Raw genomic sequence first — 14,981 nt, 5'->3', positions numbered from 1 at the left:
GATCGGCACCGTTCTCTTCATCACTGGGCATCGCGAGACAACTCTCCAGACAATGTCACCAGTCTTTGCATATGAATCCGCGTTCCGTGCCCAAGACGCGACTCCACATCTAATCCATGCATGAACGATTCCATAAACACAAAGCCCAGGCCCATGCGCTCCGGGTCTTGTGAAAACGCAGGTTCGCGAGCTCGGTCCACGTCCTCGATCCCGATACCCCAGTCTTCCACGTCAATCACGATGCCGATTTCACTTAATTCCATTCGCACTTCGATCCACCCGTCCGGTTGTCCGCGATAACCATGAATAATGGCATTGGAGACCGCTTCCGAGACCGCCACCTTGATTTCTTCAATGTCATGTATAGAAAATTTGGCTTGTCCAGCTAATCCGGCCGCAGTAATACGCGCCAGACCAACATTCTCTTCCAGGGATAAAAAGCGCAGCAAGATGCGATTCACACGCTTCCCCTCCTTCCCCTCGTTATTTTGTCGTGGCGGCTTCTCCCCGCACCGCATCAGTGACACTAATAATAGAATCAATACCGGCTAATTCTAACACCGCTCGCACCGAAGAGCGCACACCAACCAAACTGAGGGTGCGACCAGTCTCCTGCAGGCGGCGATACCGCCCCAAGATAACGCCCAAGCCTGAACTGTCCACGAATTCAACCTCCGAGAGGTCTAAGAGTAAATGTCGATCTGGATAGCGCATAATGAGCTGTTCCAGCGCTTCCCGGAGAGGAGTGCTGGTCTTGAGGTCCAAATCTCCCTTAATGCCGACCACAATGCGATCGGCCTTCAGAGCGTGTACAATGGTCAATGCTATCCCCCCATTCCCATAATCTTCCTCGCCCCTTTATCATACCGGGAATGTGGCAAAAAAAAAGGCGACTCATGGTCGCCAGTCATCGGGATATTCGTCAGATTCTGCATCTGTGCTCAGTGCTTCGCGAATGGCTTTAGCGCGCACGGCATCAAAGAGAACCTCCCCGTGTTCGTCGACAATGGACTCCACCTGTTCGACGTATCCAACGGGTTCCTCAAATCCGACAAAGGTTTCGTTATAGTCGACCGCTGGTGGTATATCTTGAGGTCCATCCGAATTCCCCCACTGAGCGACACTTTGCCACATATCCTCGCCATCGGGCTCTACCACATCGCGATGAATATCGCGGCGGTCTCCAAATGGCATCGGAATGACATCGCTTCCCGATGCCGGTCCTTGATACGGAAGGTCGATGTGTTCTTGGCACGAAAGACAATAAATGGCATTCGGCAAGGCGTTCATACGCGACACTCCAATGACTTCACCACACCGGTCGCACAGTCCATAGGTCCCCTCATCCAGCTTCTCCTCCGCTCTGGCGATTTCCTCTAAAGCACGATTCAACCCCACCGTGAGGCCGACGTCCAATTCCCGGTCAAAGGTATCGGTGCCTAAGTCAGCTGGATGATTATCATATGCCGAGAGCGCTTGTGACGATTCGGTCTCACTTTCAGTAAAGCGGGCACGAATTTCATCCCGCATCTTCATAAGCCAGGCTTTCCGTTCTACTAACTCACTTTCCAGCACGTCATTCCCTCCTAAGCGGTAATTTTCCAAAGGTAACGCCATACGCCTCCCATCCACGATGCCCTTGCCACTCCATGGGCCGCGACGATCGACACCTCACTCACCCTCCGGGGACCGTCCTTGACCACGAGGTCACCCACCACCTGTCCAGGTCTTACCGGGGCTTCGACTACCTTATTCAGCCGCAAGTGAGACTTCGGGGGCGAAGACTCTCGGGCCCAGGTGAGAACACTGGTTTTGGAATACACCGCGTCAACCTTTCGCGCCACGCCACGTTTTACGCTTACCGTGCCAGCTACTTGGCCCTTTTCCGCAATGGATATTGAGCGATAGTGAAGAAATCCCCAAGTTAGCAGCGCACTGGCATCGGCGAATCGCTGTTTAGACGACGGCGCGCCTAAAACCACCGCCAGCATCCGCGTGCCCTCTCGTTGCGCCGTCGCTACCATGCAAAATCCCGCTTGATTGGTATATCCGGTCTTTAACCCGTCCATTCCGGGAAATTGATGTAACATGCGATTATGGTTGATGAGCCACAGGGTGCCGCCTTTGCCGTTGCGAATACTCCGGTTTTCCCACATCGAGGTATAGTGCAATAGTAGCGGGACGCTAACAGCCTCTCTTCCCAAAATCGCTAAGTCATGGGCGGTACTATAATGGGTGGGTTGGTGAAGACCGTGAGGATTGGCAAAATGAGTGGAGTGCATGCCAAAGAGTTGCGCTTGGTGGTTCATCATTTTGACGAATGCCTCTGGCGACCCTGCGATGTATTCCCCTAAGGCATAGGCCGCATCGTTCGCCGAACCAATAGCAATGGCGATTAACAGTTGATTCACGGTCAGCCGCTCACCAGGCTCCAACCAGATTTGCGACCCGTTGACGCGATAGGCCTCATCCGAGACAGGCACCAGATCATTGAGAGACAATTTCTTTTGTTGAATCTCATGAGTAGCAATATAGAGCGTCATCAATTTGGTCACGCTCGCCATCGGCAACTTTGCATAGGCATTTTTTTCGTATAATACCTGCCCAGACCGACCATCGACCAGTTCTGCCGCCCGAGCCACCACTTTCGGCGGCGGAAATGACTCCGCCTGCACTGGTGTTAGAGCCGCCCAAGGCCACACGAGCGCCCCCAGGAAGAGGGCGCTCGATAACCAACCCACTCGCATACTAATTCCCCCAAGGATGATATTTTGAGGGTAGTATCAGCGAGGCGCGGCTCATTCATGCATCCACAATAATCGTATACCCGGACGGGGATTCGGGTGCTTCGTCACCAAGGGTAATCGCCTTTCTTAGCAGAACAGCGGCATCCTCGGCCTGGGATTGACTACGAGCATAGATCAGGCCAATCTCTTGGCCCGGGGACACTGGGGTTCCTATCGGGGCCATCCAGCGAATGCCCACTCCGAAATCAATGCGGTCCTCTTTGGTTTTTCTTCCCGCTCCTAAGCGCTGAGCCACCGTTCCGACCAGAGCGGTGTCAATACGAGCGATATACCCAGATCGATGCAGCGTCAGCGGATAATGAGGGGCGACCGGAAGCCCCGCCCCAACGGCCGCCACACTCCCGTTTTGGGCCGCAATCCACCGCATAAATTGTTCGTATCCCCGTCCCGAATCCAGCGCATCAATAACTCGTAGTCGTGCCTCATCGGCCGACTCCCGTACGGCCATGGCCACCATTTCCTGCGCTAAAATAATGACTTCATCACGTAACGATTGCGGCCCATCGCCCTTGAGACAAGCAATGGCTTCATTCACTTCCAGAGCGTTGCCGATGGATTCCCCCAAGGGTTGATCCATACTGGTAAGCACGGCATGAACCCGCATCTGGCGCATTTGGCCCATCCTCACCATGAGTCGTGCTAAGGCCTCTGCTCGATCCACCGTTTTCATGAGCGCCCCCGACCCAACCTTCACATCTAGTACCAAGTTCGGAGCCCCTCCCGCCATCTTCTTGGACATGATGGATGAGGCGATAAGCGGGATGCTGTCTACGGTTCCGGTCACATCTCGTAACGCGTACATAATACCGTCGGCAGGAGCCAATTGCGCACTTTGCGCGACTACCGCAACCCCAATCTGCTCGATTTGCCGTGCTAGCGCCGCGGGGCTCAGTTGAACCGTAAACCCAGGGATGCTCTCTAACTTATCAAGCGTTCCTCCAGTATGTCCGAGTCCCCGTCCGGACATCTTCACCATGCTAATGCCAAGCGAGGACACCAGAGGAGCTAATACCAAGGTGGTTTTGTCCCCCACCCCGCCCGTGGAATGCTTATCCACAACGCCGGCGTGGGGCACTTTCTCTGTCCCTATTTCGGCCATGGCTTCCGTTAACGCAAATAACGCCTCCTCTGACATGCCGTTGAGATAGACCGCCATTAACCAGGCTGCCACTTGGTAGTCGGGGATCGTTCCCTCCACAATGCCGGTGACGAAACGACGCATCAAATCTCGCGAACCCGGCAGACGGTCGCGCACCTGCTCAATCGCCTCGATCATTTTTCATCCTCCCTGAGTAGTTGGTTCCAGGGGTGTCCGGCGCCAATGGCTGTCACTTGAAAAAGACCTCCCAAGGTGGCAGCAATGTCTTGCAGCGTCAAGCGAGGCTCTCCCACTACCGGCCTTAGACGCTTTCCCCATGCCAACCATGGTACCCATTCGCGGGTGTGATCGCTCCCGCGATAGGTGGGATCGCACCCATGGTCCGCCGTGATCCACAACTGATCCTCGTCACCCAACGAATCCCATAACGAGGGCAGTGCATCATCGAGTTGTTTAAGCGCCTTCACATAACCTGGGGCGTCGCGTCGATGTCCATAATGCGAGTCAAATTCGACTAAATTGGTAAACACAAAACGGTCAAATCCGGGTGATTGCAGGACCTTCGCCATCTCTTGTAATCCGTCGAGATTACTCTTGGTCGGAATATGGCGATCGAACCCTTTACCGGAAAATATATCACCAATTTTTCCTATCGCCACCGTCTCAATACCGGCGGCCTGCAACTGATCAACCATGGTCGCCCGCGGAGGTACTACGGCATAGTCATGCCGATGCGTTGTCCGCACAAAGTGACCTGGCGCCCCGACAAACGGTCGGGCGATAATCCGGCCCACCAGCTGCGGACCCTGCATAATGGCTCGCGCCGCTTCGCACCAGGCATAGAGCTTTTCCAACGGTACAACCTCTTCGTGACAGGCGATTTGTAGGACGCTGTCTGCCGACGTATAGACAATCGGATACCCGGTTTGAAGATGCTTCGTCCCTAACTCGGCCATAATTTCGGTTCCCGACGCGGCTCGATTACCCAACAAGGGACACCCAAACGCTTCTTCGAGTTGATGGACTATCGCCTCGGGAAAACCATCGGGAAAAGTACGGAAGGGTTCAGTGACCAAAAGGCCCATCATTTCCCAATGGCCCGCCAGCGTATCTTTGCCTCGCGCTGTGGTTCGCACTTTGGCGGCTGCTCCGTTCATGGACCGCTCCCTAGTGCCACTCAACGACAGTAAACGACCCAATCCCATTTCCGCTAAATAGGGCAAATCTTCTCCTCCCACGGCACTCAGAGCATGACCAATGGTATTGGCTCCGAGATCGCCGTACTCTGCCGCGTCCGGAGCCTCACCAATCCCTCCTGAATCAATCACAATCAGACCGACTTGCATGGCCGTTCATCCTCTCTTCGAAGTTAGCTGTATTATGCCCGCGGATGAGCGTTGTCGTAAACAGGTCTCAGACGCGCCCGACTGACATGCGTATAGATTTGGGTTGTCGAAATGTCCTGATGTCCCAGTAACTCCTGAACCGCCCTTAAATCGGCCCCATTCTCTAATAAGTGTGTGGCGAAAGAATGACGAATGGTATGCGGCGAGAGATCACCGCCCAGTCCCGCCATCCGCCCATACTTTTTCAATATTTTCCAAAATCCTTGCCGGGTCAGCGGTGTACCGCGACGGCTCACAAAAAGAAAGTCTCCACTAGCGCGGTTAATAAGAAGCGGGCGGGTGGACTCGACATAGCGTTCAACCCACTCCAGAGCCATGCGTCCCATAGGCACATACCGTTCTTTAGAGCCCTTCCCAATCGAGCGCACTCGGGGTGGACGACTCCACCAATCATTCACGGTGAGATGGCAGAGTTCACTTACTCTCAATCCTGTCGCATACATGACCTCCAGCATGGTACGGTCTCGAATTCCAATCGGCGTGTTGATATCCGGGGTTTCTATGAGGTGAATCACCTGTTCTAAATTGAGCACCCCTGGCAAGCGTCGCTCCGGTCTTGGGGTGTCCAGAGTGGCGGTCGGATTGGACTCGATTAAGGATTCACGTTCAAGGTAACTATAATAGGTTTTGAGCGCTGATAGTCGGCGAGCTCGCGTCGCGGATGAAAGTCCGCGACTCTTGAGTTGATCAAGATACTGCACAATGCGATCGCGGGTGTCTCCCTCTGGGTGACTTTCAGCAAACTCTCTATAGTCTTTAAGATCGCGACCATAAGATATCAGAGTGTTTTTTGACAAACGGCGTTCAAACTCTAAATAATAAAGAAAATCTTGTACGGCTTCGTTCACACTCTCCCCCCCTTTGTCGCAGCTTTCGCCAACACGGCGGAAAACTCCTCTTTTAGTCAACAAGAGATCTCTCCGCAGAGGGAAGAGATCTCGAGGTGAAGAAACGGTCTAATTGAAGATGGTTTCGAGTGCCGTGTAGGTCATACCATGGGACTCAGCGACTGCCTCATACGTGACCCGCCCTTTATAGACATTCAATCCGCGTGCTAACGTGGCATCCCTGTGCATCGCCCCTTCGGCGCCCGCGTTAGCAAGAAGACGGGCATAGGGTAAGGTCACATTGGTAAGTGCCAGCGTCGATGTGCGAGCCACCGCTCCGGGCATATTGGCCACCGCGTAATGAATTACCCCGTGCTTTACGTAGGTGGGATGTGAATGAGTGGTGACCCGGTCAATGGTGGCAATCGATCCGCCCTGATCAATCGCGACGTCGACAATCACCGATGCCTGGGGCATCGTTTTCACCATGTCTTCACTGACCAAGTGCGGTGCCCGAGCTCCGGGAATGAGGACGGCACCCACGAGCAAATCGGCCGTGCTGACAGCCTCTTGAATGTTATATTCGTTAGACATGAGAGTGCGAATTTGGCCATGAAACATATCGTCAAGCTGCCGCAACCGATCGGCATTAATATCCACAATCGTCACATCTGCTCCGAGTCCTAAAGCAATCCGTGCGGCATTGGTTCCCACGATGCCGCCACCCACCACCACCACGCGACCCGGCAACACTCCTGGCACACCACCTAAGAGAATGCCTCGACCGCCGTATGCTTTTTCAAGGAACTGTGCCCCAATTTGCGTGGCCATTCGACCGGCCACTTCACTCATGGGCGTTAAAAGCGGTAACGAATGGTCCGGTTTTTGTACCGTTTCATAGGCTATTCCTGTAATACCCGACTCCACTAACGCTTCGGTTAATTCCCGTTCTGGAGCTAAATGCAAATATGTAAACAGCACTAGGTCTGAGCGAAAATAGCGGTACTCTTCGACGAGCGGCTCCTTCACCTTAATCACCATGTTGGCCGTATTCCACACCTCAGCCGCATCACTGGCAATGCTAGCTCCCGCTGCTTGATACTGCTGATCGCTAAATCCACTGCCGCTTCCAGCGTCCTGTTCCACAATGACTCGATGCCCATCTCGAGTGAGCGCCAACGCACCGGCTGGTGTTAATGCCACTCGATTTTCGTCTGTCTTGATTTCGCGTGGTAAACCTACAATCATGGTTGTCCCATCCTCTCAAAGTTAGCTACCCAACAAGGGAGCGTAATCCTACGATAACGTATTGGTCGAAAAAAGTCCTCAAGTTTTTGTCGCCTCACAGCCGTTTTTGTCGCACGGCCTCTACGATGCATTGAATACCCTGCACCATCCGTAACTCATCCATTGAGGCGTTCTTTTCTGGTCGTGGAACAAAAACGGTACTATACGGCACATGAATAAAGGTCGCGCGAGCAGAAGACGTTTGACACCACTGCAGAACCCGATAATACAAGTAATTACAGAGATAGGTCCCGGCCGAATAGGAAACATACCCTGGGATCTCATGTTCTCTCCAGAGGGCACAGATGGTTTCTACGTCTAGCAATGAGGAAAGGGCCGTGGGTCCCTCCGGCGTGATGGGCTGATTCCGCCATTGAGCACCAGACACATCTGGTATCCCGAAGTCCATTCGATTCAGCGCAATCATCTCCGCGGCCAGCGCTGTTCTCCCGCCGGCCAGTCCCAAACTGATGACTACCTCGGGCTGGTGGGCCTTCAGGAAGGGTGCTAATTGCTGGTCCACACTGTCTACTGAGACTGGAAAGACCTGAACTCGGAGCTCAGGGTCGGCCGCATGAAGAGCCTTGAGCACACTTTCGGTGGGATTATAGGTGTCGTGACCAAAGGGACCGAATCCGGTTATCGCAATCTTCATGATCCACTCTCACGATTGCTAATTGCGCCCCGCAGAACCTCGGGCGTCACGCTCTCATGCCGAGCAATCAGTTGTTCGGCAATTTTTATTCCGTCCCAGACGTTCCAGTTCAAGACCCCCACTACCTGTCCTTTATCCAAGTAATACACCACCCCTTCTTCGTACGTCCGCGTCCAGTCCTCGAAGATGTCAAATTCGGTGCGACAGGCCCCAATGGCTTCATACCCAAAATGGAACAGATCAGAATAATAAAAGGGCATGTGCGTATAGGTTCGGTTGGCCCCGGCCATGTTCATTCCCGCCAGTCGTCCTTGAGTGAGAGCATGATCCTCATGCGGCATCAGTCGCTTTTCACCCGACAAGCGCGCCACGTCACCGGCGGCCCAAATATAGGGATCGTCGGTTTGCAGTTTGTCGTCAACCACGATGCCGTCCCCCTGATTGCTCTCCCAAAGGGTGTCGTTCGGCGCGGTTCCGATTCCAACCACCGCTAAGTCGGCCTCCATCCGGCCTCGGTTCGTTTCCAGTAAGACCCCTTTTGCGGCGCTGAGACTGCTTTTAACAACAGTCTGACTCACTATCTGCACACCCTGCTGCTGATAGTGATGGATAACATGCTTGGCGAGACCCGACGGTAGGAATCCCGCAAACGGATGCTCCTCGGCTACGATCCAGGTGACGTTTTGGTGATGCGATGAGAGGGCGGCGGCCATTTCTGCACCCACAAATCCGCCTCCTACCACCAACACCTCATGCGGCTCCTGAACCTCGGACCAGAGTGCCAGATGTTGCTCTAGGTCTCCCGGATAGTAGAGGTGCTCTTGAGAGCCAGGAAGCCGCTTTACCCGGCCCCCGGTGGCAATGAGGAGATGTTGGTATCCAAAGTCGAAGCCATCTTGGGTGTGCACGGTGCGTAAAGTCCGATCGATGGCCGTAACCCGGGTATTCAACAGAAGACGCACTCCTGGTTGCCGATGCCACTGGTCCAGCCATACCTCTTCCAATCGTTGTGTCTGCCATAGACCTTTAGTTAAAGGAGGACGCTTATAGGGCGGATAGCTTTCTTTACTCACGACCAGAATGGCACCATCTTTGTCATACCTGCGAATGCCTCCAATAGCAGCATCAGCTGCCATCCCCCCACCAATCACCACGTACTGATATTCCGCCATCGCACTATCATCCTTTCAATAGGTCCTAAATCATGGTTGCTTGAACGTCGTACAATCCGTCTACGCGTGCCTCGACCGCATCCCCCGAACGGACCACTCGAGCGCCGGGAGTTCCCGTGCTTAGTATGGCGGTCGCACCCATAGTGCAATCCTGTGACACCCACTCCACTAACGATGCATAGGAGTACACCATGTCTTCGGTATTCCCACGAATGGCAAGCTCTCCATTAATCATTAGGTCGATGTTGCGATGACCGTCAAAGGCGGCCCCCTGCCAGGGCACCATCCAAGGGGACACGACAAAGAATCCATCGTATCCTTTTGCGCGCGTCAGAAAGCGTGGATTCTTCCGCAATACGTCCTCTGCCGTAAAGTCTAATACCGCCATCGCCCCCCATATGGCCTCCCGCCACTGGTGCGCCTTAATATCTTTGGCGCTGTGTGCAAATATGAGGGCCACTTCCGCTTCCACCGTTACCCGCTCAGAGGCAGTCGGCACCGGAATGCGATCCCCGCTGCAAACCAAGGCATTCGTCGGTTTCAAAAAGGTGGCCGGCGCCTCAGGCACACGCTCTCCGAGGTCATGGGCGTGATCCCGGAAGTTGAGGCCAATGCCGAGGATTCGGTCCGGGCGGGAAAGAGGCGCCATAAGAGTCCACTCTGACACCGGACGAGCACGACTCGCATCCCATCCCGCATCCAATACCCGTTGAGCCAGCCTCTCCGTCAGGCCAAAACTGATCAACGACTCAAGATCAGTGGGCCACTCTTCGCCACTCCACTCGTTGATTTCCTGCACCGATACCACGGCATCGCGACAGCGTAGAAGAGCCGTCGAACTTCCGCCATTCCTTGCCCCTGTACCCCAGGCTACAGGACATATCTCCTCGTGGCTCATGAACATTCTCCTTTCGGGGGACCTTATAGGCTACGTTTTTGTCCTCCATCGACCCAAAATGTCGCACCATTCAAATATGACCCCTGGGGCGATAGTACGAATGCCGCCATTCTACCGAACTCTTGAGGCGTACCATACCGCCCGAGGGGAATGTGGGCTTCACTGGCAGCTCGAACGTCTTGCACCGAACGCTTTGAGCGTTGGGCTTCACCGTCATCCAATTGCGCTACTCTCTCGGTGTCAATGCGTCCTGGCACCATCACATTGACGCGAATACGGCGAGGCGCTAATTCGTCCACAAGCGACTTCGCTAAAGCATAAATACTGGCACGGAAGACATTAGAGAGGAGTAAATGAGGAATCGGAACTTGGATGGACGATGAGGTGTTAAACAAGAGTGCCCCTCCATCATTGATTCGGGGCAACAGTCCACGAACGATTTCGACGGGACCCAGCAAGAGTTGCTCAAAGGCTTCATGCCAGTCCTCTAAGAGTAAATTTTGGAGATCGCCGGATTTCGGACCGCCGGTGTTAATAAACACCCCATCCCAAAAAATGTGAGCGCTTCTCTCAAGAAACTGGCGTCGAGAGGCTTCCTGTGCGGTGTTGAGGACAAAGTCTTCCCCGCCCCATCGACTAGTCGTGTAGACCCGTGCCCCCTCGCGACGGAGCTCATCGACGACGGCTCTGCCCAATCCACGGCTTCCACCCGTGACTAAGAAGTTTCGCCCCTTAACCATTAATTCCATAGTGTCTCCCCTTTTCCTAAGTACCCAGTCTAAACGCGGCGAAATCCATAAAAGCGTTCGTCGGGGTCAAAGACTCGGGTAACGCGATCATACAGTCGGCTCAATTCCGCCTGGTCAACGTCCCGAGAAATGGCATCCGCGTCCACCATTTCATACCATCCCTGCGCGGGACTGAAATAAACGGTATGTCCTAAGTGACGTTCGAGCCAAGCCGCTACATCATTGCCGGGATAGATCCAGCCCCTCTCATACGTTCCGTTCGCGATGGCGCCATAAACGTGATGCAAGCGGTCTTTTTCCTGCGCAAGCCAACCATCCACCCCTTCTCCCACCTCCATCGCCACCTGCACACGCTCCTCAATCCAATGTCGTCGCGCTCGGTCAGCCAAGCTGTCTCCAATCAAGAGCTCAACCTGTGGTGAGTGCGGGATACTCTTCAATAGTAGCCCCTCCGGGCGGTTCGGTTCCTGTAACAGCCGGTTGACAATCTCTAGCGCTCGTGCGATAGATAACGGTTCCGTTCGCGCGATACCCCATCGTTCTCGCAGAGGTCGCACCTTGAGCGTGAGTCGCGTGATGATTCCGATACTGCCGCAAGATCCTACCAGCAGCTTTGCCAGGTCGTAGCCCGCCACGTTTTTCATGGTTTTTCGTCCAAATCGCAGGGTTCGTCCTAGGCCGTCAACCCACTGAGCCGCTAGGACCACATCGCGCCATCCCCGGCCGGAACTGTCACGCCAGTACAGTGCATTACTGGCCAACAGTCCCCCCATGGTATCATCCATAAACGGCTCAACACCGGCTAGTTCGAGCCCTTCTTGAGCCAATAGACGAGATAAGCTGGCCGCAGACATCCCACTTTGTACCTCAACAGAGAGGTTTTCAATATCGAGGTCGACCAGTTTATTCATGGAACGCATATGCACGATGGTGCGCCGGCCTTGGCTTTGACTCCGTCTACCCTGGCCCTGAAGGTCCAGCCGTTCATCGGCCTCACGCGCCCACAGCACTGTTGACACCACCTCACCGAGGCTCTCCGGCGATAGGAATCGTTCCCGGCCGGCCGCATTGTGCTCGGCATGGTGTGGAATCCAGAGCGCTTTAAACGGATTTAAAAGATTTTCCGGATCCCATGCGCCTTTCAGGTCATTCATGACCTGTAACTCGTCGGGACTATACATGAGGGGAAGATGCTCAGCTTTATCGATACCAATGCCGTGTTCCCCAGTAATCGCTCCGCCCATTTCTACACAGGCCTCCAAGATGGCACGGTCGGCCGCTCTCAACCGTGCGACTTGGTCAGAGTCATTGGGATCGTAAGGAATCGTAGGATGGAGATTACCATCTCCCGCATGAGCGGCTGTAACGATGAGCACCTGATGCTGCTTTCCAATTGCCAGGACTCGGTCCATCATTTCTGCTAATTTGGGGCGCGGAACGGTGACATCTTGAACCCATAGGTGTGGTGCTAAGCGCGCCGAGGCACCATAATGCGCTCGCCGTCCTCGCCATAACGCTTCTGATTCCGCTGCCGTCTTAGCTTCTTGAACCCGCAGCGCCCCCCCATCGCGCATCACACGAGCAGTCAAATCCACTTGATGCCGCACCTCATCCGCCGTTCCATCAAACTCCACCAGCAATACGGCGCCCGCTTCAGTCGGATACCCTGCGTGCACGTAGTCTTCAACAATGCGAAGAGATTCCTTGTCCATCAGTTCCAATGTAGCGGGATTCAGACGCGCCGCAACGATGGCACTGACCGCGCGTAAGGCACTCTCCACGGTAGGAAAACTTATCAGCACGGTTTTAATCTCCTGGGGTAGGGGTTGAATCGCTAACGTGGCGCCTGTCACCAGCGCCAGCGTACCCTCAGACCCTATAATGAGGCTGGACAGGTCTAGGCCCCGGCTTGTGTCACCAACTCGCGGCAGACGCACCCGGGAACCGTCTGCCATCACCAGGTCTAACGCCAGTACATGATGTGTCGTCACCCCATATTTGACGCAGTGAGGCCCTCCTGAGTTTTCGGCGATGTTTCCCCCTAACGTTGAAATACGATGACTTGAGGGATCGGGAGCATAAAAAAACCCCACCCTCTGTAGGGCTCCCTGCAAGTCGGCATTAATTACGCCTGGTTGCACCGTGACCATCCGTTGGGTCACATTCACGTGCTCAATACGATTCATGCGCACAAAGGACACCACCACTCCCCCCACAAGCGGTGTAGTCCCGCCGCTAAGATTGCTCGACGCCCCCCGTCCAATGATGGGTGCATGGAAGGTATTAGCAATACGGACCACCGTTTGGACGTCTTCAACGGAACTAGGCAATACCACCACGTCAGGAAAGTGACGCTCGCCTGTGGCATCATAGCTATATGCTAAGAGCTGATCTTGATCAGTAATCACAGCCTGAGAGCCTAACTCCTCTTGAAGTGCTAATCCCAAGACCCGTCGTTGGTCATCTGTCATCCGCGGATAGTGCGACACTAATGCAGAGCGATCCATGGTTTTGGATAATCGATAGGTCGGCATACCTCAACTCCTCCACTAGACATTGGCATTCCAGAAATTTAGAATTTGTCCTAGCGTTTCCCCACTAGACGTTACCAGCGACCTCGCAGATCTCATGGCCGTTTCGACCGCCATGGGAGCACGCGTTATCGGTAACGCAAACGTCATTCCGAGTCGATAAAATTCCGTAAGATCGTCAGGCACTTCTGCTGCTACCACCACCGTGGGAGTGGAAGCGCCACGCGCCATACATAGTACGGTGGGAACCACCTTGCCTTCGAGCGACTGCGTGTCCAGTCGCCCTTCGCCGGTCAGCACTAAATCAGCCTCTTCGATGCCTGCTTTAAGCCCGATATGACGCGCAACAAATTGTGCTCCGGAAACCAATTCGCCTCCCATAAGGTGCAGAGCAAATCCGATCCCACCTGCCGCTCCAGCACCCCGCACCTTTTTGGACGTTGGAGCAATTTTCGACGCCCAATGGGATAGGGCATGGTCTCCCCAAACACACTCTTCTCGAGTAAGCCCCTTTTGGGGACCAAATTGATACATTGCCCCACGCGGTCCGGTAAGAGGAGCCATGACATCCACCAGACCGATCACTTTCTTGGCCAGTTTCGGTACCTGCGCTGTAGTAATCTGAAGCCAGTTCTTGACGTCATCGTCCAGTCGTTCCCGGTTTGTCCCGCGAAACTCTGCACCCAAAGCCGCTAGGAACCCGATCCCTCCGTCTGAACAGCCGCTTCCGCCTAGGCCTAACCAGACCTCATCCACTTCAGGATCACTGAGACAGGCCTGAAGCAACTGCCCTGTTCCCCAACTGGTAGTTCTCAGTGCGCTCCCTAGTCGGGATTCGGGGGGACAAAACGGGGAACTCTGGGCCGCCTCGGTGATAGCGACCCGTCCACGTTTCCAGTAGCATGCGGGCCGGGCACGACCATACGCATCCACGACTTCAATCTCTCGTACCTCGGCTCCCGTTCCAGCCAGTAGCTCAGCGGTCCCTTCACCGCCATCCGCCATCAGGCAGCGATCGAACTGCAACGCGCCGCGATAGCGGCGGCAGATGCCTTCTTGCAGAGCATCGGCCACTTCAGTTTGCGACAATGAGCCCTTAAAGGCGTCTGGAGCGAGTACAATACGCATGGCCTAGCTCATATCAGCCAATGGCAAGTCGAGAGGAGCCCATTCGATCAGGCGAAGGCTTCGCGCACCAGAGCGTACCACCGGGTCGCTTTCAGCCAATTGCCGCGCTTCCTCTGCGGTCTCGACCTCATAAATCACCAGTCCGCCATGGCCATCTGTAAATGGTCCCGCCATCCGCACTTTATGGGCCCGATACAGATCACTGATGTACTGCAGGTGTGCCGGGCGGATCTCTCGATTGAGGGTGGCATCTTCAATTGTTAATAAGGCGATATAGGTCATAACAATTCCTCATCTCAACTTAGTCATGGTAATAACGGTGTGATCTAGTGCGTCTATTAACTGAATTTCGCGTTCCAGTCAGAAATTCCTGCCAGGCATCTCTCGACCATACGTACTACAATCGAGTAAAATTTTATGCA

15 protein-coding genes are annotated in these 14,981 nt (G+C 54.4%); all 15 read right to left on the bottom strand.

Annotated features, from left to right (window positions below; genetic code table 11):
- Positions 1-20 precede the first annotated feature (20 nt).
- The gene (gene spoIIAB / locus ACOJWD_RS13045) at positions 21-518 is read right to left on the bottom strand and encodes an anti-sigma F factor (protein ID WP_486993672.1); all 498 of its coding nucleotides are present in this window, start codon (positions 516-518) and stop codon (positions 21-23) included.
- Positions 484-822: an STAS domain-containing protein gene (locus ACOJWD_RS13040; RefSeq protein WP_486993670.1), complete on the bottom strand. Its 339-nt coding sequence runs from the start codon at positions 820-822 to the stop codon at positions 484-486. Before ACOJWD_RS13040 ends, spoIIAB begins: the two co-directional genes overlap by 35 nt.
- Positions 823-894: 72 nt before the next feature.
- Positions 895-1,575, bottom strand: a complete 681-nt coding sequence (locus ACOJWD_RS13035; RefSeq protein ID WP_486993669.1) for a TraR/DksA C4-type zinc finger protein — start codon at positions 1,573-1,575, stop codon at positions 895-897.
- A gap of 11 nt (positions 1,576-1,586) precedes the next feature.
- Positions 1,587-2,747: a D-alanyl-D-alanine carboxypeptidase family protein gene (locus tag ACOJWD_RS13030; RefSeq protein ID WP_486993668.1), complete on the bottom strand. Its 1,161-nt coding sequence runs from the start codon at positions 2,745-2,747 to the stop codon at positions 1,587-1,589.
- Between the two features lie 55 nt (positions 2,748-2,802).
- On the bottom strand, positions 2,803-4,083 hold the full coding sequence (locus ACOJWD_RS13025; RefSeq protein WP_486993667.1) for a thymidine phosphorylase: 1,281 nt from the start codon (positions 4,081-4,083) through the stop codon (positions 2,803-2,805).
- Positions 4,080-5,252: a phosphopentomutase gene (locus tag ACOJWD_RS13020; protein ID WP_486993666.1), complete on the bottom strand. Its 1,173-nt coding sequence runs from the start codon at positions 5,250-5,252 to the stop codon at positions 4,080-4,082. The genes ACOJWD_RS13025 and ACOJWD_RS13020 overlap by 4 nt, the downstream gene beginning before the upstream one ends.
- Positions 5,253-5,284: 32 nt before the next feature.
- Positions 5,285-6,160 carry a site-specific tyrosine recombinase XerD gene (gene xerD / locus ACOJWD_RS13015; RefSeq protein WP_486993665.1) on the bottom strand — a complete coding sequence of 292 codons (876 nt, stop codon included), beginning with the start codon at positions 6,158-6,160 and terminating at the stop codon, positions 5,285-5,287.
- Between the two features lie 108 nt (positions 6,161-6,268).
- On the bottom strand, positions 6,269-7,387 hold the full coding sequence (ald, locus tag ACOJWD_RS13010) for an alanine dehydrogenase (RefSeq protein ID WP_486993664.1): 1,119 nt from the start codon (positions 7,385-7,387) through the stop codon (positions 6,269-6,271).
- 94 nt (positions 7,388-7,481) lie between these two features.
- Positions 7,482-8,081, bottom strand: a complete 600-nt coding sequence (locus ACOJWD_RS13005) for a pyroglutamyl-peptidase I (RefSeq protein ID WP_486993663.1) — start codon at positions 8,079-8,081, stop codon at positions 7,482-7,484.
- Positions 8,078-9,253, bottom strand: coding sequence for an NAD(P)/FAD-dependent oxidoreductase (locus tag ACOJWD_RS13000; protein WP_486993662.1), 1,176 nt, complete (start codon positions 9,251-9,253; stop codon positions 8,078-8,080). Before ACOJWD_RS13000 ends, ACOJWD_RS13005 begins: the two co-directional genes overlap by 4 nt.
- 25 nt (positions 9,254-9,278) lie before the next feature.
- A complete protein-coding gene (locus ACOJWD_RS12995) occupies positions 9,279-10,151 on the bottom strand; it encodes a fumarylacetoacetate hydrolase family protein (RefSeq protein ID WP_486993661.1) in 873 nt (290 codons plus the stop codon).
- A 23-nt stretch (positions 10,152-10,174) separates the two neighbouring features.
- Complete coding sequence (locus ACOJWD_RS12990; protein WP_486993660.1) at positions 10,175-10,900, bottom strand: SDR family oxidoreductase; 726 nt, start codon at positions 10,898-10,900, stop codon at positions 10,175-10,177.
- 29 nt (positions 10,901-10,929) lie between these two features.
- On the bottom strand, positions 10,930-13,434 hold the full coding sequence (locus ACOJWD_RS12985; RefSeq protein ID WP_486993659.1) for an FAD-binding oxidoreductase: 2,505 nt from the start codon (positions 13,432-13,434) through the stop codon (positions 10,930-10,932).
- Positions 13,435-13,449: 15 nt separating this feature from the next.
- Positions 13,450-14,559 (bottom strand): glycerate kinase, encoded by a 1,110-nt coding sequence (locus ACOJWD_RS12980; RefSeq protein WP_486993658.1) that lies wholly within the window; start codon positions 14,557-14,559, stop codon positions 13,450-13,452.
- A gap of 3 nt (positions 14,560-14,562) precedes the next feature.
- Positions 14,563-14,841: a YciI family protein gene (locus tag ACOJWD_RS12975; protein WP_486993657.1), complete on the bottom strand. Its 279-nt coding sequence runs from the start codon at positions 14,839-14,841 to the stop codon at positions 14,563-14,565.
- Positions 14,842-14,981: the final 140 nt, after the last annotated feature.

Source organism: Sulfobacillus sp. TH-112 (assembly GCF_057473405.1).
This window is presented reverse-complemented; position numbering and strand designations above follow the sequence as displayed.

Bases quoted from the DNA above. Each gene is read 5' to 3' on its own strand.
- ald (WP_486993664.1), bottom strand. From the start codon at position 7,387: ATGATTGTAGGTTTACCACGCGAAATCAAGACAGACGAAAATCGAGTG.
- ACOJWD_RS12980 (WP_486993658.1), bottom strand. From the start codon at position 14,559: ATGCGTATTGTACTCGCTCCAGACGCCTTTAAGGGCTCATTGTCGCAA.
- ACOJWD_RS12985 (WP_486993659.1), bottom strand. From the start codon at position 13,434: ATGCCGACCTATCGATTATCCAAAACCATGGATCGCTCTGCATTAGTG.
- ACOJWD_RS12995 (WP_486993661.1), bottom strand. From the start codon at position 10,151: ATGAGCCACGAGGAGATATGTCCTGTAGCCTGGGGTACAGGGGCAAGG.
- spoIIAB (WP_486993672.1), bottom strand. From the start codon at position 518: ATGCGGTGCGGGGAGAAGCCGCCACGACAAAATAACGAGGGGAAGGAG.
- ACOJWD_RS12975 (WP_486993657.1), bottom strand. From the start codon at position 14,841: ATGACCTATATCGCCTTATTAACAATTGAAGATGCCACCCTCAATCGA.
- ACOJWD_RS13025 (WP_486993667.1), bottom strand. From the start codon at position 4,083: ATGATCGAGGCGATTGAGCAGGTGCGCGACCGTCTGCCGGGTTCGCGA.
- ACOJWD_RS13000 (WP_486993662.1), bottom strand. From the start codon at position 9,253: ATGGCGGAATATCAGTACGTGGTGATTGGTGGGGGGATGGCAGCTGAT.
- ACOJWD_RS13030 (WP_486993668.1), bottom strand. From the start codon at position 2,747: ATGCGAGTGGGTTGGTTATCGAGCGCCCTCTTCCTGGGGGCGCTCGTG.
- ACOJWD_RS13020 (WP_486993666.1), bottom strand. From the start codon at position 5,252: ATGCAAGTCGGTCTGATTGTGATTGATTCAGGAGGGATTGGTGAGGCT.
- ACOJWD_RS13005 (WP_486993663.1), bottom strand. From the start codon at position 8,081: ATGAAGATTGCGATAACCGGATTCGGTCCCTTTGGTCACGACACCTAT.
- ACOJWD_RS12990 (WP_486993660.1), bottom strand. From the start codon at position 10,900: ATGGAATTAATGGTTAAGGGGCGAAACTTCTTAGTCACGGGTGGAAGC.